General features: G+C 61.1%; 21 protein-coding genes and 1 pseudogene. 10 read left to right on the forward strand and 12 right to left on the reverse strand.

Translation table 11 applies throughout. From position 1 onward, the window contains the following. Positions 1-129: 129 nt before the first annotated feature. The gene (locus SANT_RS07580; RefSeq protein ID WP_025421693.1) at positions 130-1,140 is read left to right on the forward strand and encodes a LacI family DNA-binding transcriptional regulator; all 1,011 of its coding nucleotides are present in this window, start codon (positions 130-132) and stop codon (positions 1,138-1,140) included. A gap of 131 nt (positions 1,141-1,271) precedes the next feature. Here SANT_RS07580 and SANT_RS07585 read toward each other — a convergent pair whose 3' ends face one another. Beyond that, entirely contained in the window at positions 1,272-1,826 is a 555-nt protein-coding gene (locus tag SANT_RS07585; RefSeq protein ID WP_025421694.1) for a flavin reductase family protein, read from the reverse strand. 81 nt (positions 1,827-1,907) lie between these two features. Beyond that, on the reverse strand, positions 1,908-2,687 hold the full coding sequence (locus SANT_RS07590) for a DeoR/GlpR family DNA-binding transcription regulator (RefSeq protein WP_025421695.1): 780 nt from the start codon (positions 2,685-2,687) through the stop codon (positions 1,908-1,910). Between the two features lie 265 nt (positions 2,688-2,952). On the opposite strand from SANT_RS07590, the gene SANT_RS07595 reads away from it, so the two are divergent. After that, entirely contained in the window at positions 2,953-4,308 is a 1,356-nt protein-coding gene (locus SANT_RS07595; RefSeq protein ID WP_025421696.1) for an aspartate aminotransferase family protein, read from the forward strand. 183 nt (positions 4,309-4,491) lie between these two features. Here SANT_RS07595 and SANT_RS07600 read toward each other — a convergent pair whose 3' ends face one another. From SANT_RS07600 to SANT_RS07635, 9 genes are all read right to left on the reverse strand, one after another. Beyond that, positions 4,492-5,073, reverse strand: coding sequence for a DNA-3-methyladenine glycosylase I (locus SANT_RS07600; protein WP_025421697.1), 582 nt, complete (start codon positions 5,071-5,073; stop codon positions 4,492-4,494). A gap of 125 nt (positions 5,074-5,198) precedes the next feature. Then, complete coding sequence (locus SANT_RS07605; RefSeq protein ID WP_025421698.1) at positions 5,199-5,459, reverse strand: DUF1471 domain-containing protein; 261 nt, start codon at positions 5,457-5,459, stop codon at positions 5,199-5,201. 588 nt (positions 5,460-6,047) lie between these two features. Continuing rightward, on the reverse strand, positions 6,048-8,588 hold the full coding sequence (gene pqqF / locus SANT_RS07610; protein WP_025421699.1) for a pyrroloquinoline quinone biosynthesis protein PqqF: 2,541 nt from the start codon (positions 8,586-8,588) through the stop codon (positions 6,048-6,050). A gap of 10 nt (positions 8,589-8,598) precedes the next feature. Further along, positions 8,599-9,735 carry a pyrroloquinoline quinone biosynthesis protein PqqE gene (pqqE, locus tag SANT_RS07615; protein WP_237234664.1) on the reverse strand — a complete coding sequence of 379 codons (1,137 nt, stop codon included), beginning with the start codon at positions 9,733-9,735 and terminating at the stop codon, positions 8,599-8,601. Further along, a complete protein-coding gene (pqqD, locus tag SANT_RS07620; protein WP_025421701.1) occupies positions 9,725-9,997 on the reverse strand; it encodes a pyrroloquinoline quinone biosynthesis peptide chaperone PqqD in 273 nt (90 codons plus the stop codon). Before pqqD ends, pqqE begins: the two co-directional genes overlap by 11 nt. Positions 9,998-10,002: 5 nt before the next feature. Next, the gene (pqqC, locus tag SANT_RS07625) at positions 10,003-10,764 is read right to left on the reverse strand and encodes a pyrroloquinoline-quinone synthase PqqC (RefSeq protein ID WP_025421702.1); all 762 of its coding nucleotides are present in this window, start codon (positions 10,762-10,764) and stop codon (positions 10,003-10,005) included. Between the two features lie 9 nt (positions 10,765-10,773). Continuing rightward, positions 10,774-11,685 (reverse strand): pyrroloquinoline quinone biosynthesis protein PqqB, encoded by a 912-nt coding sequence (pqqB, locus tag SANT_RS07630; RefSeq protein ID WP_025421703.1) that lies wholly within the window; start codon positions 11,683-11,685, stop codon positions 10,774-10,776. Positions 11,686-11,742: 57 nt separating this feature from the next. Next, positions 11,743-11,817, reverse strand: a complete 75-nt coding sequence (gene pqqA, locus SANT_RS23290) for a pyrroloquinoline quinone precursor peptide PqqA (RefSeq protein ID WP_071882068.1) — start codon at positions 11,815-11,817, stop codon at positions 11,743-11,745. A 110-nt stretch (positions 11,818-11,927) separates the two neighbouring features. Next, positions 11,928-12,995 carry a dipeptidase gene (locus SANT_RS07635; protein WP_025421704.1) on the reverse strand — a complete coding sequence of 356 codons (1,068 nt, stop codon included), beginning with the start codon at positions 12,993-12,995 and terminating at the stop codon, positions 11,928-11,930. 572 nt (positions 12,996-13,567) lie between these two features. On the opposite strand from SANT_RS07635, the gene srlA reads away from it, so the two are divergent. From srlA to gutQ, 8 genes and pseudogenes are all read left to right on the forward strand, one after another. After that, positions 13,568-14,116, forward strand: a complete 549-nt coding sequence (gene srlA / locus SANT_RS07640) for a PTS glucitol/sorbitol transporter subunit IIC (RefSeq protein ID WP_025421705.1) — start codon at positions 13,568-13,570, stop codon at positions 14,114-14,116. Between the two features lie 14 nt (positions 14,117-14,130). Then, a pseudogene (gene srlE / locus SANT_RS07645) lies at positions 14,131-14,475 on the forward strand (PTS glucitol/sorbitol transporter subunit IIB); the annotation flags it as partial. Between the two features lie 15 nt (positions 14,476-14,490). Further along, the gene (locus SANT_RS24870) at positions 14,491-15,390 is read left to right on the forward strand and encodes a hypothetical protein (protein WP_420480356.1); all 900 of its coding nucleotides are present in this window, start codon (positions 14,491-14,493) and stop codon (positions 15,388-15,390) included. Positions 15,391-15,441: 51 nt separating this feature from the next. After that, positions 15,442-15,804, forward strand: a complete 363-nt coding sequence (gene srlB / locus SANT_RS07655) for a PTS glucitol/sorbitol transporter subunit IIA (protein ID WP_025421707.1) — start codon at positions 15,442-15,444, stop codon at positions 15,802-15,804. Positions 15,805-15,827: 23 nt separating this feature from the next. Next, positions 15,828-16,607 carry a sorbitol-6-phosphate dehydrogenase gene (srlD, locus tag SANT_RS07660; RefSeq protein ID WP_025421708.1) on the forward strand — a complete coding sequence of 260 codons (780 nt, stop codon included), beginning with the start codon at positions 15,828-15,830 and terminating at the stop codon, positions 16,605-16,607. Between the two features lie 50 nt (positions 16,608-16,657). Beyond that, the gene (locus tag SANT_RS07665) at positions 16,658-17,020 is read left to right on the forward strand and encodes a transcriptional regulator GutM (protein ID WP_025421709.1); all 363 of its coding nucleotides are present in this window, start codon (positions 16,658-16,660) and stop codon (positions 17,018-17,020) included. A gap of 94 nt (positions 17,021-17,114) precedes the next feature. Further along, the gene (gene srlR, locus SANT_RS07670; RefSeq protein WP_025421710.1) at positions 17,115-17,888 is read left to right on the forward strand and encodes a glucitol operon DNA-binding transcriptional repressor SrlR; all 774 of its coding nucleotides are present in this window, start codon (positions 17,115-17,117) and stop codon (positions 17,886-17,888) included. After that, complete coding sequence (gene gutQ, locus SANT_RS07675) at positions 17,881-18,849, forward strand: arabinose-5-phosphate isomerase GutQ (RefSeq protein ID WP_025421711.1); 969 nt, start codon at positions 17,881-17,883, stop codon at positions 18,847-18,849. The genes srlR and gutQ overlap by 8 nt, the downstream gene beginning before the upstream one ends. Before the next feature lie 322 nt (positions 18,850-19,171). On the opposite strand, the gene SANT_RS07680 is transcribed toward gutQ, so the two are convergent. Further along, entirely contained in the window at positions 19,172-19,849 is a 678-nt protein-coding gene (locus tag SANT_RS07680; RefSeq protein WP_025421712.1) for a fructose-6-phosphate aldolase, read from the reverse strand. Between the last annotated feature and the right edge of the window lie 474 nt (positions 19,850-20,323).

Here is a 20,323-nt window from a genome sequence, read left to right on the forward strand (position 1 = left end):
ATACCCTTTGCCCGACGCTCTCGTGCCGCGAATGCGCGCGCGCTTAAATTGGTCGGCGCCGCGGCTAGCGTTTGTTATGGAAATCTTTTAGATTGACGTTCTTATCTCCGTTCACCCTTACGGAACGCCATGTCGCTGAAAGCCATTGCCAAAACGCTCGGGTTATCCGTCACCACCGTCAGCCGCGCTATTAACGGTTATAGCGATGTCTCTGCCACCACGCGCGAGCGGGTGCTGGCGGAAGCGAACCGCTTGGAATACCGACCCAACGCGCTCGCCAGGCGGCTGAAGATGGGGAGGACCGAGGCGGTGGGGTTGGTGTATCCGCTACAGCCGCGGGTATTGAATAATGCCGCCTTTCTGGAAATGATAGGCTCCATTAGCTGCGAGCTGGCGCACGGCAATATCGATCTGCTCTTGGTGTCCGACAAATGCGAGACGCAGCCGCCGGCCTATATCCGGCTTATCGAAAGTCAGCGAGTGGATGCGCTTATCGTGGCGCATACCCTTGAGCAAGACGAGCGGTTGAGCCACCTGCGGCAACATGCTCTGCCGTTTTTGGCGCTGGGGCGCAGCGGTCAAGCGAGCCAGCATGCCTGGTTCGATTTCGACAATTACCAGGGCGGCGTGCTCGCGGTGGAACATTTGGCACGGCTGGGGCACCGGCGTATCGCCTGGCTGGGCAGCAGTAACCGCCAGATGTACGTTCAGCAGCGGCTCGAGGGCTACCTGGCGGCGATGCGCCAGGCCGGGCTGCCGTGCCCGGCGGAGTATCAGCGCCGGGTAGAGGCCAATCGCCGGGCCGGCTTTCTGGCCACCCGTGAACTACTGGCGTTGCCCGCGCCGCCGACCGCGATCATTACCGACTGCGATGCGCTGGGCGACGGCGCGGCCAACGCGCTGCAACAGGCGGGGCTGCTGGCGCGTGTGTCTCTTATCGTCTATGACGGCCTGCCGGTGGACACAGTGATCCCGTGCCACGTGACGGCGGTGGTGCAGGCGACGCGCGCCGAGGTGGGTAGACAGATAGCCGTGATGACCCGCGCTTTGATGGCCGGCACGCCGGCGACAGAGCTGCAAGTGTTATGGCAACCGACGTTGGAGGAAGGAGAGACCACCCGAGCGCCGTGGGCGCCCTGACCGGCGCGCCGCGGCAGCGTACGCCTTCAAAGCTACCAGCGCAGTTTATCGCGTGAATGAGGGATAGCGCGGGCGCCGGCTGTCATACCTGCCTTGCGCCGACGCCGCATGCCGTGCACCACAGGATATCGCTACAGCATCTCGGGTTTGAATTGGCCGCGCCGGCTGATGATGTCGCCTGCCACCATAAACACCCCCTCGCCGGTATAGTGCAGCGTTTGCGGATGCCGCGGCCGCGCGGCGACATGGGCTTTGACTATCTCGAAAATAAAGAAGTTGTAGCGGTCCACCAGTTGGTCATCGTAGAGGCGACACTCGAAGTTGGCGTGACATTCGGCAATCAGCGGCGCGCTGACCTTCGTTGCCTTGACCGGCGTCAGGCCATTTTCACGAAATTTATCGACGCTGGCGCCGCTGGTATTGCCTATCGCCACGACCTTATCGGTCAAGTCGGTGGTGGGCAGATTAATGACGCACTCGCCGCTGTCCCGCACCAGGGAGAAACTGTGATTGCCGGCGGCAATGACGCAGCCGAGTAGCGATGGCGAAAATTCCAACATCGTATGCCAACCTAACGTCATGATATTGTTTTGCCCGCGCCGGTGCGAGGAGAGCAGCACAATAGGGCCTGGCTCCAGGTATTGACGCGCCTTTTCGGTGGGGAAATCCCGTTTGCGGCTGTTCATGGGCTGTGCCTCCGGCTCGGTGAGCGTCACCGCGCGCCGGTCCGCCGGCGCTAAACCGGGCGCCGAGGCGCGCGATGACGTTTATTCGGCGATTATGGCCTCGTTCAAGACCCGACTCAACGCTTGGTATGCCGGCTGTTGCAGCGCGGCTTTATCCGTTATCAGCAGCGCGATATCGGCGGGCGGGGCGTAAACCGCGCGGCTGGTCACGCCGAGCTTGCCGTGGTCCGCCAGGATCACCAGTCTGGCCGCGCGCTGGGTCATTGCCCGCGCCACTTCGGCTTCCTGATGATCATAGCTGCTGGCGCCGTCGTTAGCGTCGATACCGACCGGGGAGAGCATGGCGAAATCCGCCCGGTAGCGATAAATGTTGGCGATCGCGGCGGCGCCGATTAGCGCATGGCCGCCGGGGGCAAGTTCACCGCCTATCACGATCACCTGATGTGCCCCGGGCGTCTGCTCGCTGGCCGCCGCCAGCTTGCGCGCGGCATCCAGACTGTTGGTGAAAATGGTTAAACCGGCCATGGCGCTCAACTCTTCCGCCAGCATCGTGGTGGTGCTGCCGGCGTCGAGAAAAACCGTTTGCCCTGGCTGCATCAGTCGCGCCGCGGCGCGGGCGATGGCGCGTTTTTCCCTAGCGCGCACCGCGCTGCGCACCGCCAGTGGCGGCTCGGATGTTGGTTTGACCGCCACCGCGCCGCCGTGTACCCGGCGCAACACGCCGAGCGCCTCCAGCGCGATGATATCCCGCCGCGCGGTCTCGCGGGAAATACCCAGCGCTTCACTGATGCGGCCGGTGGTCACGCGATCGAGCGTCGCCAGCAGCGCGCTTATCCGATGTAGACGGGTTTCCTGAAGCATAGTCAACCTTAAACCGATGGCGGCCCGCGCCATGACCTGCGCAATCCAACCGGACGCCGGTGCGTAGGGGACCGCGACCATTATGACAAACTTGCCCTCATGGGCATAGCCGTGATGTGCGTTTGGTTGCGTTTGTGGATTTTATTGCATTTTACCGCAAAGCGTTCATCATGAGAGGCATCATGACCGTCCGGTGACCCGAAGGCGAATGTCTTCAGCGCGGGCGATGCCGGCAAAAGGTTAACAGCGTTCAGGGGAAAGCATTATGGCGTCACGTTCTACCATCATGGATACGAACAGTTTTCGTGCGGAGCATGCGGCGGGTCTGGATGACGACGCCCGGCGGTTGACCGAGCGGCGCGGCAGGTTGCTGGGAGGATCCTACCGGCTGTTTTATCGCAAGCCGGTGCATTTGGTGCGCGGCAAGGGGCAATATTTGTGGGATGCCGCCGGACATCAATATCTGGATGCGTACAACAATGTCGCCAGTATCGGCCACTGTCATCCGGCGGTTATCGACGCCGTCCAGCGGCAGATGAGCCAGTTGAATACCCATACCCGCTATCTGCATGAAACCATCCTCGATTATAGCGAACGGCTGCTGGCCACTCTGCCGGCGGAAATCGACCGCGCCATGTACATGTGTACCGGCTCCGAAGCCAACGACCTGGCCATCCGGGTCGCCCGCGCTTGGAGCGGCGGCACGGGGATTATCGTCAGCCAGGAAGCCTACCATGGCACCAGCGATCTCACCTCTGGCGCGTCCCCGGCGCTGGGCAGCGGTCAGCCGCTGGCGCCGACCACCCGGCTGGTAGCGCCGCCGGATCGTTATCGCGTCGAGACGTCGGATTTAGGCGCCTGGTTCGCCAATGAAATTCAGCGGCAAATCGACGATATGGCGGCGCACGGCATTAAATTCGCCGGGCTGCTGGCGGATTCCATCTTCTCCTCGGACGGCGTCATGGTCGGACCGCGCGGATTCTTGCAGCCGGCGGTGGAGGTGGTGCATAACAATGGCGGCGTATTTATCGCCGATGAAGTTCAGCCCGGTTTTGCCCGCACCGGCGAAGCCTTCTGGGGATTCGCCCGCCACGGCGTGGTGCCGGATATTGTCACCGTCGGCAAGCCCATGGGCAATGGCATGCCCGTTTCCGGCCTGCTGGCCAAAAGTGAGGTGCTGGCTGCATTCAGCGATCGCATTCCGTATTTCAATACTTTTGGCGGCAATCCGGTATCGATGGCGGCGGCAGAGGCGGTGCTGGACGTCATTGCGCGCGAAGATCTCCAGGCCCATAGCCTTCGCGTCGGCAACCGGCTGCAGGAGGAACTGCGGGGGCTGGCGGCAAAATACTCTTGCGTGGGCGACGTGCGCGGCGCCGGGTTGTTTATCGGTTTTGAACTGGTGAGCGATCGCGAGCGCAAAACGCCGGATAAAGCGTTGGCGCTGGATGTCATTGAAAAATTGCGCGATCGCTTCGTGCTGACGTCTGTGGCCGGCCCATACGGCAACGTATTGAAATTGCGTCCGCCGCTGGCGTTTCAGCCAGGGGATATCGACTGGTTGGTGGGCGCGCTGGACGGCGCGCTGGCTGAGAGCGTGCAAAACGCCCGGCAAGGCTAACCCTGCGGCTGAACCGCTTGCGCCGGCGATAGCGGCGCCGGCGGTTATCATGCGGACCGTCTGGCGCCGTGTGAGCGGGAGGAGGCCCCAAGCCATTTGCAGCGACAATAGCGGGCTTGCCCCTGCGAAGATGTCACTCCATGCCGTGCGGGGCGAACAGCGCCCCGTCGGCAACGCTCTGGATTAGCGGCGGGGGGCCCGGCGCTCTCGGCAGAAGCATTCGGCGCTGTGATCGTTCACTATTCCGACGGCCTGCATCCAGGCGTAAACAATCGTCGGCCCTACAAATTTAAAGCCGCGTTTTTTCAGCTCAGAGGAAATCCGCGTTGAAAGCGGCGTCGAGGCGACCTGCGTGACGCCGTCGCCTTTCAGCACCTCCCCGCCGGTGAAATGCCAGCAAAAGTCGCTGAATGATTCCCCGTGGTCCGCCATGTGGCAATAGAGGCGGGCGCCGGCGATCGTCGCCTCAATTTTCGCGCGAGCGCGGATAATACCCGCATCGGCCAGCAGGCGTTGTACGTCCTGCTCGGTGAACGCGGCCACCTGGCGTGGGTCAAAGCCGCAAAACGCTTCGCGGAAAGCCGCGCGTTTTCGCAGCACGGTAATCCAGGACAACCCGGCTTGAAAGCCTTCCAGCATCAGCATTTCCCACAGCATACGGCCGTCATGCTGCGGCACGCCCCATTCCGTGTCGTGATAATCGCGCATGAGGGCATCATTACGTGCCCATATGCAGCGCGGGAGCGCCGGATCCCATGCCGTCATTTTCGCCTCCAGGGTGGATACAGTCCTGGGGCATCATAACCTGAAAGACGCGGGAGGGGCGAGCGCCAGCGCCGGGTCTATCGCCAGATTGCGATCAAGCTGCCAAGAATGACGGAGCGAAGCGATTATTGGTAAAGCAAGGCGTCGCCGTGTAGCCGATTTTTTCCGGTGGTGGCGATAATTACATAATATTTTGCGCCGGCCCGATCCGCTTTTTGCGCGATATTGCGCTCTAATTCATCTAAATTCGCGGCGCCGGTGACGGAGATGGTGCCCAAGGCCTGTTTATTGACGGCGTCCTGCCGCGTAATAGGCTGGGCGCCGAAAGCGGAAAGAGTCATGCCGGCCAACAATAGCGGCGTCATCAATAACAAAGATCTTTTCATGGGGTATTAACCTTATAGTATGTTTATATTGACGGCGTGATGCAGCGATCGCCGAAAGTGTTATAGCGTAATATTGTCAATACGACATTAATTACCGATTAAATGACAGGGGGATGCAATAAAGCCGCGTTCCTCGCCACCGTCCATTGCGCGCGCCGCCGTGGCAAAGCCGAACAGCGTAGCCGCACAGATTAGGCGGCGGGTAATAGCGTGCGTTAGCGCACTGATTGGGTTATTTACTCCTCCGGCAGCGGAGAATGATCCCGCTGTCGTTCAGCGTGGCGTAAAAATCATTATCGCCAAGGCCCTGTTGAGGCAAGAATACCTTTTTTTTCAACTGCTGCTTAAAACATTCCTAAAATTAAGTAAATAATTTGTCTGTAACGGTAACGGATATTGTCCAAAGCCGTATTAACGGCGGAAATAAAAACCGTGTGCACTCATTTAATGGCTGCGTTTATTTTTTTGTTGGTTTATTTATCCGTGCTTTTATTTCCTTTGTTAGCATAAGAAATTAATAAGCTATTTAACCAACGACAGTGCTGGCTGATAATCGCGAAGACGATCGCTAAAGGGCGCGCGCCAGGGCTAAACGGGTGGCCTCTGATTACTCAGCCGCCACCAACGTGCGTTTTCCCGCAGCAGACGCTGGTGGTAGCGCAGCAGCGTTTGGGGGCTGAGGGCCGTTGCCGCCTGCACCAGTCGCGCGTGGCGCTGCCGCCCATCCTGGTGCCAATCTGCCTTGGCCTGGGCGAGATTATCCGCCGGCGGCTGGCCCAGCGACTGCGTCAGCGAAGCGTTGAGAGCCGCCAGCTCGGCGGCGGGCAGCGTGGCCAGCGTTGCGGACATGTCCGTCAAAAAGGCGAGAAGATGGGCGTAGAGCGCCGCTGCGCTGCACCGTGGCGATTGCAGAATAAACAGTATGCCGTCCTGTTCCGCGGCGGTATAGAACCGGCAGCTAACAATATAGCCAATCTGCTGGTCCACCCGCAGGCGCTGGAAAAAACGCGGCTGATACAGCAGCGCCAGTAGCCGCCAGGCGGCGTTTGCCGGCACCGACCGCGCCGGCGCCGGGCAAAACAGCAGCAGCGCCGCTTCGCGATTGGCGGTGTTCACCTCAAGCCAGGAGGCCGGCGGCCGCGGCGCCGGGGTCGGACGGGCAGGCGGGACCACGCTGCCGGGAAACCTGGCGAGCAGACGCGCCACAGGGTCCAACTCGCCGCCGTAGAGCAGCGCTTCCCAGCGCATGGCGTCGATGCTGATAGTTTCCGGCGTGAGCGGACGCTCATCGGCCGCCGGCAAAGGCGCGTTCAGCCACAGCGACAGCGCATGCAGCAATGCCCGTGCCGGTATTTCCGCCTCCATGTGTTGCCGGTGCGCCTGCCGGCGCCAAAGCCCCTGTTGGATATCATACGCCGTCAACGACCGCAGACGGTCAATGGTATGCGCCAGTGCGGTCGGCATCTGCGCCGGCGTCGCGCTGAGCAGCAGCGTCCAGCGGCCCGCTTCAGGCTGGAACGACAGCAGCCCTCCCCGATGCGCCAGCGCGCCCGCTGCCGGTCGCAGGGCGCACTGCATACCGTAGACCAGGCGCTCGTCCCAGTGTCCTGCCGTCTGCGGGCGCAGCAACAGCACGGCGCGCCGGCGCGGTGCCGGGCGATAACGCAGCCTGACTGCGCGGTCGGGCTGTAGGTCAGGCGCTTTGGGTGCCGGGAAGGGGAAAAAACGAAAGGCGGGGTCGGGAGGCGGGGGTGATTCGGTCTTTAGACCTGCCGCTGCCGCGTGTGAATGCCCTGACGGCGCGCCAAAAGGGGGGGCCGACGGTGTAGCGCCGTCGTCACCCAGCCGCAGCGAGAAGCCCTGGCTTATTACCGTTCTGCCGGGCAGATCGGCGGCGATGCTCAGTTGCAGCGGCGCGCGGGCGTCCAGTTGTGCCAGCCAGCGCGCCCACGGCGCCGACGGGCAGGCCTGCGACGATAACGCCGGCGTCGCAGGCGGGATCAACGCCTCGGCACGCGCGCGCAACTGCTGCATCGGCGCTAAGCGAGCGAGCGCCGCGTCCGCCAATCCGGCGTAGTGCCGCAGCGAGCGGGGCGGTAATTCGCGCAGCGCGGCCAGCCAGCGCAGCAGTAGCGCGGCAATCTCTCCCTCACGCGTTACGCCGCCCGGCAGTAAAGAGAACTCCAGCGCCACGATCCCTTGATCGGCGTTCTGATAGCAAGGCAGCAGTCGCACTCCGTCGCATAACCCGCGCACGCGCAAGTGATCCAGCAGGCTGCCGGCGGCCTCATCCTGCAACAATTGCCTAAACAGCGGCAGCGGCGCGGGTGCCCCTGCGGCCATGTCCGTCACCGCAAAAGCCAGCACCAGGCGCGGCATGCCGGGACAACGGAGCGTCAGCGGGCCGGCCAGGCGCCAATTCAAGGGCGGCGGACCGGCTGGGGGGGGGCCTGCGGGACGCACTGCAAGCGTCGGGGCGCAGGCGACGGCGATAGCGCGCAGGGCTTGCTCGCTCTGCGGTCCCTGCAACCACAGCGTCATGTTGGCGGCATGAAAACAGCGCTGATGATAGGCGCGCAGCGCGCGCTGCAGCGCCGCAGGGCAGGCGCCCAACGCATCCCGGTTACCGGCGCAAAAACGGTGCAGCGGATGTCCCTCGGCCACCGCCCATGCCAGCGCCGCTTCGGTAAGAGTGTCACCGTCGCGGCCGCGGGCGCGGTATTCTGCATCAATCACCGCCACTTCCCGCATCGTGGCCTCTGTCGACAATGCTGGCAACGCCAGCATTGCCACCAGCCGACGGACGCCCTCCGCCAGCGCCGCTGCCGGCACCTCAAAGAAAAACTGCGTGCTGGCCGCCTCGGTGCTGGCATTGACCTGGCCGCCGGCGGCTTCCGTCCAGGGCATCAAACGCTCGGCACCGCGGTACTGCTGGCTGTCACCGAACAGGACATGCTCCAGGAGATGCGCGAGACCGGGCCACGCCTGCGGTTCGTTATGGCTGCCGGCCGCCACGGACAGCAGGGCGGCGGCGCGCGGCTTCCCCGGCGTGCTGAGCACCCGTACCGCCAGGCCGTTGGGCAATTGCCAGGCGGTACAGACCGCGTCACGGGAGACAGACGCACTCATGACGAGGCGCTCACGGCTTGGCAAACAGCTGCGACGTGGAGCGGTTGCGGAAATTCAGTTCGCCAATACGAATTTTGGTGGTGTAGGCTTCCTCGCGCGCGGCCAGGATTTTGTCGTGATGGGGCGATTTGGCGCAGACCGGATCGGCATTGGCGGCATCGCCCGTGAGAAGAAATGCCTGGCAGCGACAGCCGCCGAAATCCTTCTCTTTTTCATCGCAGGATCGGCACGGCTCGGGCATCCAGTCCTGGCCGCGATAGCGGTTGAAGCCGAACGAGTGATACCAGATATGGCGTAAGTCATGTTCGCGCACCGAGGGGAACCGAACCGGGAGCTGTCTGGCGCTATGGCAGGGCAGGGCGGTGCCGTCGGGCGTTACGCACATAAACAGCGCGCCCCAGCCGCCCATGCAGCCTTTGGGACGCTCTTCATAATAGTCCGGGGTCACAAACAGCAGCCGGGTCAAATTGCCTTCGGCTTTCATGCGCGTACGATAACGATTGACCACCTGTTCAGCCCGTTCGATTTGCTCGCGGGTGGGCAGCAGGCCGGCGCGATTGAGTTTGGCCCAGCCGTAAAATTGACAGGTCGCCAGCTCGACATCGTCGGCCTCCAATTGCAGGCAGAGTTCAATAATGCGATCGATCTGATCGATATTGTGTCGATGCAGTACAAAATTGAGCACCATCGGATAGCCATGGGCTTTTACGGCGCGCGCCATCGCCAGTTTTTGTTGGAACGCCTTTGCCGATCCCGCCAGCGCGGCGTTAAGCGTCTCGTCGCTGGCCTGGAAACTGAGTTGAATATGATCCAGCCCGGCGCGAGCGAAACGGGCGATCTTTTTCTCGCTCAGGCCGATGCCGGAGGTCAGCAAATTGGTGTAAAACCCCATTTGCGACGCCGCGCCGATGAGTTCGCCCAAGTCCTGGCGCACCAGCGGCTCCCCGCCGGAAAAGCCGAGCTGGACGCTGCCTAGCTCGCGTGCCTGGCGAAAAACCTCGATCCACTGCCCGGTGGTTAGCTCTTGATCCTGCTGGGCGAAATCCAGCGGATTGGAACAATAGGGGCACTGTAGCGGACAGCGAAAGGTCAGTTCCGCCAGCAACCACAGCGGTGGATTTACCTGTGCGGCCGCCTCAGTCGTCAAAGCGGATCCATTTTTGTTCATACGCCCTCTGCATAAATTCGTCGATGTCGGCGCCAATATCGCCCGCCGCCGGGAAACGGGCGGCAAGCTGGTCGATTATCTCGCTAATACGCCGTTCGCCATCCACCAGCAGCAGAATGGCGGCGGCGCTGTCGTTGAGCTTGACCATGCCCTCCGGGTACAGCACCACATGGCAATTCTGTACCGCTTCCCACTGCAGGCGAAAGCCGCGGCGAAAAGCGGGCACAGCCTCCCGACCCACCGGTTTCATACCAGCCCTCCGTGGTGCCAAACCGGTTGTGCGGTTACCGTGTGGTAGGGGGGGCGATGGAGTTCATAGGCCATGCTCATGGCATCAAGCATGCTCCAGAGAATGTCCAGCTTGAACTGCAGGATCTGCAGCATCCGCTGTTGCGATTCGTAGGTACGGAAGTACGTCAGCGCCAGCTGCAGACCGTGCTCCACATCGCGATTCGCCTGGCTCAGGCGGTTGCGGAAATAATCGTAGCCGGCGCCGTCAATCCAGGGATAGTGCTGCGGCCAACTGTCTAGGCGCGACTGATGGATATGCGGCGCGAACAGTTCGGTCAACGAGCTGCAGGCCGCTTCTTGCCAGCAGGCGCGGCGGGCAAAATTGACATAGGCGTCCACCGCGAAACGCACCCCTGGCAACACCCGCCGCTGCGACAGCAGCTCCTCCGGCGCCAGACCGACCGCCTCGCCCAGCCGTAGCCAGGCATCCATGCCGCCTTCCTGGCCCTCGCGGCCGTCGTGATCCAAAATGCGCTGGATCCATTGCCGACGCACCGCAGGGTCGGGGCAATTGGCCATAATGGCGGCGTCTTTCAGGGGGATCGAAACCTGATAATAAAAGCGGTTTGCCACCCACCCCTGGATCTGCGCCCGTGTAGCCTGACCGTTGTGCATCGCAATATGGTAAGGATGGTGGATGTGATAGTAGGCCCCTTTATCCCTTAACGCCTGTTCAAAGGCAGCAGGGGAAAGCGGGGCGGCTAGGGTCTGGTCCATGGGCAATTCCTATAATTCGATGTGCATACCGTCCCAGCTCACCTCGATGCCCTGCTGCATAAGCCGCCGGCGCTCCGGCGAAGCATCGTCAAGGATGGGGTTGGTATTGTTAATATGAATAACGATTTTGCGCTCGGCGGGCATCTCGCTGAACATCGCCAGCAAGCCTTGTTCGCCGCCGAGCGCCAAATGCCCCATCTCCTGACCGCGATGGGTGCCCACGCCGGCGGTCTGCATTTCATCGTCCGTCCACAGCGTGCCGTCCAGCAGTAGGCAATCGGCGTGACGCATCCAGGCAAGTAAGGCGGGCGTCGGTTCGCCGAGCCCGGGGGCATAAAACAGCCGTTTGCCGCTGCGGCTGTCTTCCACCAGCAAGGCGATATTGTGGCCCGGCAGCGGCCGGTCGCGATAACGCGAGTAGGGCGGCGCGTTGCTCAGTAGCGGAATGGCGGTAAATCGGAGTGCCGGGCACACCTTGACGGTAAACGGCTGCTCTGGCGTTAAGGCATGGTGACGCAGGCCGCCGTTCCAGTGTTGCAAAAGGGTGAATACCGGAAAACCCTCGGTTAAATCGTCGTACACCTCGGGCGTACACCAGACATCGTGCGGACACCCTTCGCGCAGGCTGAGCAGCCCGGCGCAGTGATCGATCTGGCTATCGGTGAGAATAATGGCGCCAATGGCCGTGCCGCGCAGTACGCTATCATTGCGCAGGGCCGGGTTGGCGGCAATCTGCTGGGCAATATCCGGCGACACGTTACACACCACCCAGTCACGCCCATCGTCGCTGACGGCAATAGAAGATTGGGTGCGGGACGGGACATTCAGTTCTCCGCTGCGCTGGCGGCGGCAATTGCGGCAGTTGCAGTTCCACTGGGGAAATCCACCGCCGGCCGCGGTACCCAGTATGCGAATCTGCATGGCAGACTCCCTGTGAGAGGAAAAAAAAGTCCACAGGGGCGCTGTGGACCTGAGCGATTAGCGGTTGGACATGTACAGCGTCACTTCCAGGCCAATGCGTAGATCGATAAAGTCAGGTTTGGTCCACTTCATACTCTTTCCTCCTGTCGGTAGTGGATAACGTCAGCCTTACTGGCCAACAGAAGTATAACCACAATACTTTCGATGATCATTAATGGTGTTATTACAAAATATCTCGTTCGTTAACATTTCCAGGTGCGCTCCAGCACCCGCAACCAGTTACCGTAGGCAATTTTCTCCTGTAGCGCGCGATCATAACCCTGGCGCGCCAGCGCCTGAGCCAATAACGGCAGTCCCGCTACATCCGCCATCTCCCCCGGCACATTAACACCGTCAAAATCGGAGCCTAGCCCGACGCCATCCTCTCCCACTTTATGGAGTAAGTAATCGATGTGACGCACGATTTCATCCACGCCGGTGTCGGGGGTGCGCTTGCCGTCGGCGCGTAAAAACGCGGTGCCGAAATTAACGCCGACAAAACCGCCGCTCTGGCGGATGGCCGCCAGCTGCGCATCCGTGAGATTGCGCGGCTGCGGGCAGAGCGCATAGGCGTTGGAATGGGTGGCGACCAGCGGCGCGCCCCCCAGCTCGGCGGTTTGCCAGAAACCGGTTGCATCCATATGGGAGACATCCACCATGATGCGAAGCTGAAGGCAACGCTGTATCAAACGTTTACCGGCAGGCGTCAAGCCGGCACCGGCGGCGGGAGGTTCGGGAAAGCGTCCCTGGATGCCGGTGCCGAAGGCATTACGCCGATTCCAAACCGGGCCGAGGCTGCGCAACCCGGCGGTGTGCCACTCTTCCAGCAGCGACAGGGACGTGTCCAGCGCGTCGGCGCCTTCCAGGTGCATGACCATGGCAATCGTGCCTTGGGCCATACAGCGGCGAATGTCCGCCACGCTGCGACACAGGCGGGCGCGGGCGCCGGAGACGACCTCAATACGGCGCAGGATGGCCAACTGGGCGAGCGTGATGGCGCGGGACTCCGCCGGCGTGGGCAGATCATCGCTCCGCTCGGGCAGCGCTTGCGCCGGGGCGTGGCGGGCGAGGTAGCTGGGGGGCGGGACGAAGGCGGCAAACAGCCCGCCGGCGAAACCGCCGCGCAAACAGCGCGGTAAATCCAGATGGCCATCTGGCGTACCCTGCACGAAAGCGGCGGCGGGATCGCCGGCACCGTTAAGCCATAGGCGCAGCAACGCGTCGTTATGACCATCGAACATCGGCAGGGAGGGGGAGATGGAAGTTGTCATGGCTATGGGTCAATGTCCTGTCATGCGTCTCAGCGGCGTGCCCGTGCCCGCCGTTACATTTTTCTTTTCGCGCCCGCGTAGGCTGCGCCCGCGCGCCATCAGGCGTGGCCTCATCAGGACGGCGCGGGCGCGCGCCTGTCGGCTGACCTCGTCACGGTGCAACGGGCCATTGCGCTCGGGCGCCGAAAGCGTTTACTGGAAAGCGTTTTCCGTGTGCGGCCTATGATGCCCTAATTTTACGCTAAAGCGTAACTCCCCTCTCCTACGCTTCCTCTTCCCCTGCGAGAAGTGGGCGTCGTAAACCATACCGCGCAGGCCCTCCGGGTCGATAGCTCATCTAAAAAAGGGGGAAATGCGCGCAGCGTCCCCCTGTGCCTCGGCGGGGTTCAACCGCCTCGAAGCCGGCATAACGTGAAAATCAAAAGGCAGAATAATTCATTGTGAAAGATATATCTTTCAAACTGTGACCAATTTCTGATAAAGAACAATTTAAACAGGATATATTTCCTCTCGGTTCATTAGCGTTTTCGCCAGGTATGGCTTTCACACACCCGTGCAGAGAGGAGCAAGCAATGATTGACGTGATTACCCATGGGGCCGAGTGGTTTATCGGTCTCTTTCAAAAAGGGGGGACGGTTTTCGTCGGCATGGTGACCGGCATTTTGCCGCTGCTTATCAGTTTATTGGTCATCATGAACGCCCTTATCGTCTTTGTTGGCCAGGCGCGTATTGAACGCCTGGCGCAGCGCTGCGCGGGTAATCCGCTATCGCGCTATCTGTTGTTACCGCTTATCGGCACTTTCGTCTTTTGTAACCCGATGACGCTGAGTTTAGGGCGCTTTATGCCGGAGAAATATAAGCCCAGCTATTATGCGGCGGCTTCCTACAGCTGCCACTCCATGAATGGTCTGTTTCCCCATATCAACCCCGGCGAACTGTTCGTTTATCTGGGTATCGCCAACGGCCTGACGACGCTCGGGCTGCCGCTGGGGCCGCTGGCCGTCAGCTATCTGTTGGTCGGTTTGTGCAGTAATTTTTTCCGCGGTTGGATAACCGATCTGACCACGTCCATTTTTGAACGCAAGATGGGCATTCAGCTTGACCGTCAGGTCAGGCTTTGATTTAGGAGAGCACCATGAGCAGCGTGATACGCATTGTCAGAGGCGAGGGGGGCTGGGGCGGTCCCTTACTCCTTGAGGCAACCCCGGGAAAAAAAGTTGTCTATATCACTGCCGGCACGAGGCCGGCGATTGTCGACCGCATTAGCGAATTGACCGGTTGGCCGGCGGTCGATGGATTTAAAGAAGGGGAACCGCCGGCGCAGGAGATAGGCGTGGTGGTGATTGATTGCGGCGGGACATTGCGATGCGGCATTTATCCCAAACGCCGCATACCCACCGTGAATATTCACGGCACCGGCCAATCCGGCCCGCTGGCAAAATACATCGTGGCCGACATTTACGTTTCGGGCGTGCGGGAAAAGGATATTCAGCCCGTGGTCGCTAACAGGGCGCCCGGCGCGACGTCGGCGGCCCGTGGCGCGGGAGCGCGCGCGCGCGCTGAAACCGCCGGCGCGGCCTCGCCGCACGCCGCCGGTCCTGACGGATTTTCTCATGGCGCCGACGCTGGGTGCGTGGCGCAAACCGCCCCAGACACAGCGGTTTCGCGCGCCGTTGCCGCAACCGAGGAGCGGCCCGCAGCCGCCTTCGGGGCAACACCGGCGTTGGATACTGCCGGCTCGGGGGAGGGGCGGACCGCTGGCGCAGCGGCGTCTCAGCCAGGCGGCGCGGCGAAAGGCCGGCGCCCGGGCGAGGGGCCGTCTTCCCCCGGACGTGATTATGATAGCAGCCGTAAAATTACTGAACAAAGCGACGGCGTGCTGGCGAAAATCGGCATGGGGATGGGGTCTGTTGTGGCCGTCTTCTTCCAGGCGGGGCGCGATACCATCGACACCGTGCTGAAAACCATCTTGCCGTTCATGGCTTTCGTTTCTGCGCTTATCGGCATCATCATGGCGTCTGGGCTGGGGGATTTCATCGCCCACGGACTGACGCCCCTGGCCAACAGCGCGATTGGGCTGGTGACGCTGGCGTTGATTTGCTCATTTCCATTGTTATCTCCCTTCCTTGGCCCAGGAGCGGTAATTGCCCAGGTTATCGGCGTGCTGGTAGGGGTACAAATCGGGCTCGGGCACATTCCACCGCATCTGGCCCTGCCGGCGCTGTTTGCCATCAACGCCCAGGCCGCCTGCGATTTTATCCCGGTGGGCCTGTCGCTGGCGGAGGCGAAGCAGGATACCGTCCGGGTCGGCGTGCCTTCGGTACTGGTGGGGCGTTTTCTCACCGGTGCGCCCACGGTGCTGTTGGCCTGGGCCGCCTCGAGTTTTATTTACTGATGAGGGCTTGAACAGCCCTTTACCGAGCAGGGTTTTAATCAAGGAGTTGGCATGAAAACGGTTTATCACACCACCTTTACCCGCATCGGGGAAAACGCCCGGGAATCGCTGGCGGAAAATATGGTGATTCTGTTCCGCGAAGGCGCACCTGAGGATATTGAGGCGTTTTGCTTTATTCATCGCCACGGCGAAACCGTCGGCGAGCTGCGGGCCGGTGGGGCGATGATTCTAGGGGATCGCACCTTTCCCATTACGGCGGTGGGGGCGGTCGCGACGCAGAATCTGCGCGAACTGGGGCATATCACGGTCCGTTTTGACGGCGCCGGTCAGGCTGAATTTCCTGGCTCGGTGCATGTCGCAGGGCTCATACCTTCGGATATTGCAATCGGCAGTGAACTGACTATACAGGCATAAATGTCATCATACGGGAGGTAGTAATGGGACAGGTAGCGGTAGTAGTAGGTGGTGGGCAGACCCTTGGCGCTTTTTTAAGTCAGGGATTGGCCCACGCCGGATATCGCGTCGCGGTGGCCGACCTGCATGGGGAGCATGCGCGGCAGGTTGCCGAGGAACTGGACGAACAGGGGACGGGAGAGGTTGCCCGCGGCTGGCAGGTAGATGCCACTAACGAGCAGAGCGTCATCTCTCTGGCGCAGCAGGTGGATAAGGCCTGGGGGAGGGTAGATTTGCTGGTCTACAGCGCCGGCGTGGCGAAAGCCGCGCCGATTACCCAATTCAGACTGAACGATTTCGATATGTCGCTACAGGTCAATCTGGTGGGGTATTTTCTGTGCGCGCGTGAATTTTCCCGCCTGATGATCCGCGATAAAACCGCCGGTCGTATTATTCAAATCAACTCGAAATCGGGGAAAGTCGGCAGCAAACATAACGCCGGCTATAGCGCCGCCAAGTTCGGTGGGGTGGGGTTGACGCAGTCGTTGGCGCTGGATTTGGCGGAACATGGTATTACGGTGCACTCCCTGATGTTGGGCAATTTACTGAAATCGCCGATGTTTCAGTCGTTGCTGCCGCAATACGCCGAGAAGCTGGGTATCCCGGTCGAACAGGTGGAGCAATATTATATCGATAAAGTGCCGTTAAAACGGGGCTGCGACTATCAGGACGTCCTGAATACGCTGCTGTTTTACGCCAGCGATAAGGCCTCGTATTGCACGGGGCAATCCATCAACATTACCGGCGGTCAGGTGATGTTTTAAGGCGCCCTCCCCGACGGGCGTCGGGGAGGGCGTTGCCAAGGAGAGAAAACATGAGTTCGAGCTCGGTATTGATTATGTTTGCTCTGCTCGCCTGGTCCGGTCAGATTTTGCTAGGCTGGCGCCAGGTGCGGCGCTTTAATCAGGCGCTGATGCAATTACAGCGGCTGGGATGCGTCGGCGTCGGCCGCTCATCGGGGCGTTTTCGATCGCGGGTGGTGATGGCGCTGGCGTTTGACGGCCAGGGCAGCGTCCGCGGCGGGTTCGTTTTACGCGGGATGACGGTGTTTGCGCGGCCGCAACCGTTAACGCAGCTGATAGGTTTGCAGCGGGAACAGCTCAATCCGATTGTGATCTATCCTAAGGAACCGGCATGTCAAACCGCCCTGGCATTAGCGATTGAACCGAAATCATGATATTTTCATTTTAAAACATTCTTGCTTTCATTCGTCCGCCGCCGTTGGCGGCGGCCTGGCGGCAAGGGCATACTTCGTTTGGAAGAATATCATGATGAAACCCAGGCAGCGTCAGGCCGCGATAATCGACTATCTTCAGCTCCACGGCAAAACCTCCGTCGAGGATCTTGCCGGGCATTTCGCCCTCACCGGCACTACTATCCGCAAAGATCTGACCCAGTTGGAAGAGGAAGGGGCGGTGATACGCACCTATGGCGGCGTCGTGCTCAGTCGTGAAGAGGGCGACCAACCCATCGATCGCAAAACCCATATCAATACCGCCAAAAAGCGGCAGATTGCCCGGCGCGCGGCATTGCTGATCAAAGATGGCGAATCGCTGATATTCGACGCCGGCAGCACGGTGTTGCAAATGGTGCCCTGGCTGGCGCAATTTAACAATATTACCGTCATGACCAATAGCCTGAGCATCGTTAACGAGCTGGTCGAACTGGATAACGATCAGGTGATCTTGATGCCGGGGGGCACCTATCGGAAAAATTCCGCCTCTTTCCACGGCACGCTGGCAGAGGCGGCATTTTCCCATTTCAATTTCGATAAATTGTTCATCGGCGCCGACGGCGTCGATTTGACCGCCGGCGTGACCACGTTCAATGAATTGCATGCGGTCAGCCAGGCGATGTGCCGGGCCGCACAGCAGCGTATTTTGCTGGTGGATTCGTCGAAGTTCGGCCGTAAAAGTCCCAATATCGTCTGCGCGCTTAGCGCGGTGGACATTTTAATTACCGACAACGGTATCCCGCCGGCCACGCTCCAGGCATTGCGCGATAGCGGTATCGAGGTCGTCGTGGTGGATAACGAAGATGAGTGATGAACGGTTATTGGCCTTCGCCCGGGAGACGTTGGACATTGAAATCAGCGAGGTGCAGCGGATGCGCGATCGCCTCGACGGTAGTATTGTCACCGCCTGCCGATTGCTGCTGGCCTGCGAAGGGAAAGTGATTGTCGCCGGCATGGGTAAATCCGGCCATATCGGCAAGAAAATTGCCGCGTCGCTGGCCAGTACCGGCACGCCGGCCTTTTTTGTCCACCCGGCAGAAGCCCTGCATGGGGATTTGGGCATGATCGATGCCCGCGATGTGGTGCTGTTTATTTCCTATTCTGGCCGCGCGCGCGAGCTGGACACCTTGCTGCCGCTTTTGGCGGAAAGCCAGATTCCGGTGATTGCGCTGACCGGCAATCTGACGTCGCCGCTGGCCCAGGGCGCCGCCTGCGTGCTTAACATCAGCGTCGAGCGTGAAGCCTGTCCGATGGGGCTAGCGCCGACCTCCAGCGCGGTAAACACGCTGATGATGGGGGACGCGCTGGCGATGGCGCTGATGCGCCAGCGGGACTTCGGGCCGGAGCAGTTCGCCCGGTCACACCCTGGCGGCAGCCTGGGGGCGCAATTGCTCAACCGCGTGCATCATGTGATGCGCCGTGGCGAGCGTATTCCGCGCATCGCCGTGCAGGGTACGGTTATGGACGCGATGTTTGAACTCAGCCGCACCGGGCTCGGTCTGACCGCGGTCTGCGGCCCCGCGGATCGTGTAGTGGGGGTGTTTACCGACGGCGATCTCCGGCGCTGGCTGGTAAAAGGACGGGCGCTGACCGCGCCGATCGCTGATGCGATGACCACCCCCGGGTATCGGCTCCCCCTCGACTGGCGTGCCGGCGCAGCGCTTGAAGCCCTGCATCAGCAGCAAATCACCGCGGCGCCGGTGGTCGATGCCGATGGTGACTTGGTGGGGGCCATTAATATGCACGATCTGCATCAGGCGGGTATCGGCTAAGCGATATTGCCGAACCGTGGCGGATCCGGCTGCCGAACGCGCTTGCGCGGGTTGGGCCACCGCCGTGGCCCTGGGGGCCGTTAGCGGCATAGGTAGGTGGCTGCCCGGGGTGCCGAACGCGCTTGCGCGGGTCGAGCCGCCGCCGTGACCTTGGGGGCCGTGTTCCGGCGTGCGTAGGGTATGGCGTTGTCCGGGCTGCTGAGCGGCTCTTGCGCGGGATAGGCGCACCGTGGCATCGGGGACCGCTTGCGGCGTTCGGATGGCGTGTCCGCCGCCGCCGAGGGGCCTGCGCGGGCTGGGGCGCCGCGGCGGCCCTATGGCGTTAGCGTTGCGGCGTGCCGATCGTCTGTTGGCCGAAGGCCTGTTCCCACTCCGTTTTGAATTGCGCCACCGCGGCATCGACCGCCGGGCTTTGCAGTAATTGCTCAGCAATGTCGACCGCTAATGTCACATGGCGACACCCTGCCAGCATACAATCCAGCACCTGCCGCGGCGATTTGAAGCTGGCGGCCAGCATTTGGCAATCGGGGGCATGCTGACTCAGCAAGGATTGAAGCTCGCGCACACATTGCAAGCCGCTGCCGCCTTGGGCATCTATCCGGTTGACATACGGGGCGACATAGGCCGCTCCCGCCAGCGCCGCCAGCAGCCCCTGTATCGGCGCATACACGGCCGTCCCAAGCGTTGGAATACCGCTGCCGCGCAGTAGGCCGATAGCGGCGAGTCCCTCACGGGTGACCGGGATTTTGACCACCGTTGCGCGATCGCGCGCATACAGCGCGCGTGCTTCATGCACCATTTCCTCCGCCGTCTCCGCGAGTACTTGGGCAAACAGCGGTTTGTCCGGGCCAATCGCCACGCGAAGCTGCGTCAGGCATGTCTCGGGGGCCAACTTCCCGCGGGCGAGAATACTGGGGTTGGTCGTGACGCCGGCGATAGGCAGACTATACGACACGCGTTGCACCGCGGCGCTATCGCCGCTGTCGAGATAAATATTCATATCGATTCCTTTTGACTTCACGATTGACTCGCGTTTAACACTATTCGCGTGGCCGGCAAGGGCCAGGCACGCGACGACGCGGCACAGAGCCGCATCGTTAAGCAAGCAACGTCGTCCCAAGCAGCGCCTTGGCGCTCGGCCATCGAGGCCCTGCGTGTCAGGTGACGTCCGCGCTGAGCACTTCAGGGGTACTTTACGCGTAACGGAAAGCCGTGAACTTGCGGAGGCTCACAAACAAAATATAAATAAATCAAAATGAAATGTATTTGGTTTATTTTGATTAGTTTCATCTTCGCAATGATGATAATCGAACGGAGGAACGGAGGAACGGAGGAACGGAGGAATGGAGGAACGGAGGAGCAGCGGGGCAGAGGAACAGAGGAACAGAGGAACAGAGGAACAGAGGAACAGCGGGGCAGAGGAGCAGAGGAGCAGAGAAACAGAGGAAAAGTGGAACAGTGAGATAGCGGGATG

This window comes from Sodalis praecaptivus, assembly GCF_000517425.1.
Lineage (GTDB): Bacteria > Pseudomonadota > Gammaproteobacteria > Enterobacterales > Enterobacteriaceae > Sodalis_A > Sodalis_A praecaptivus.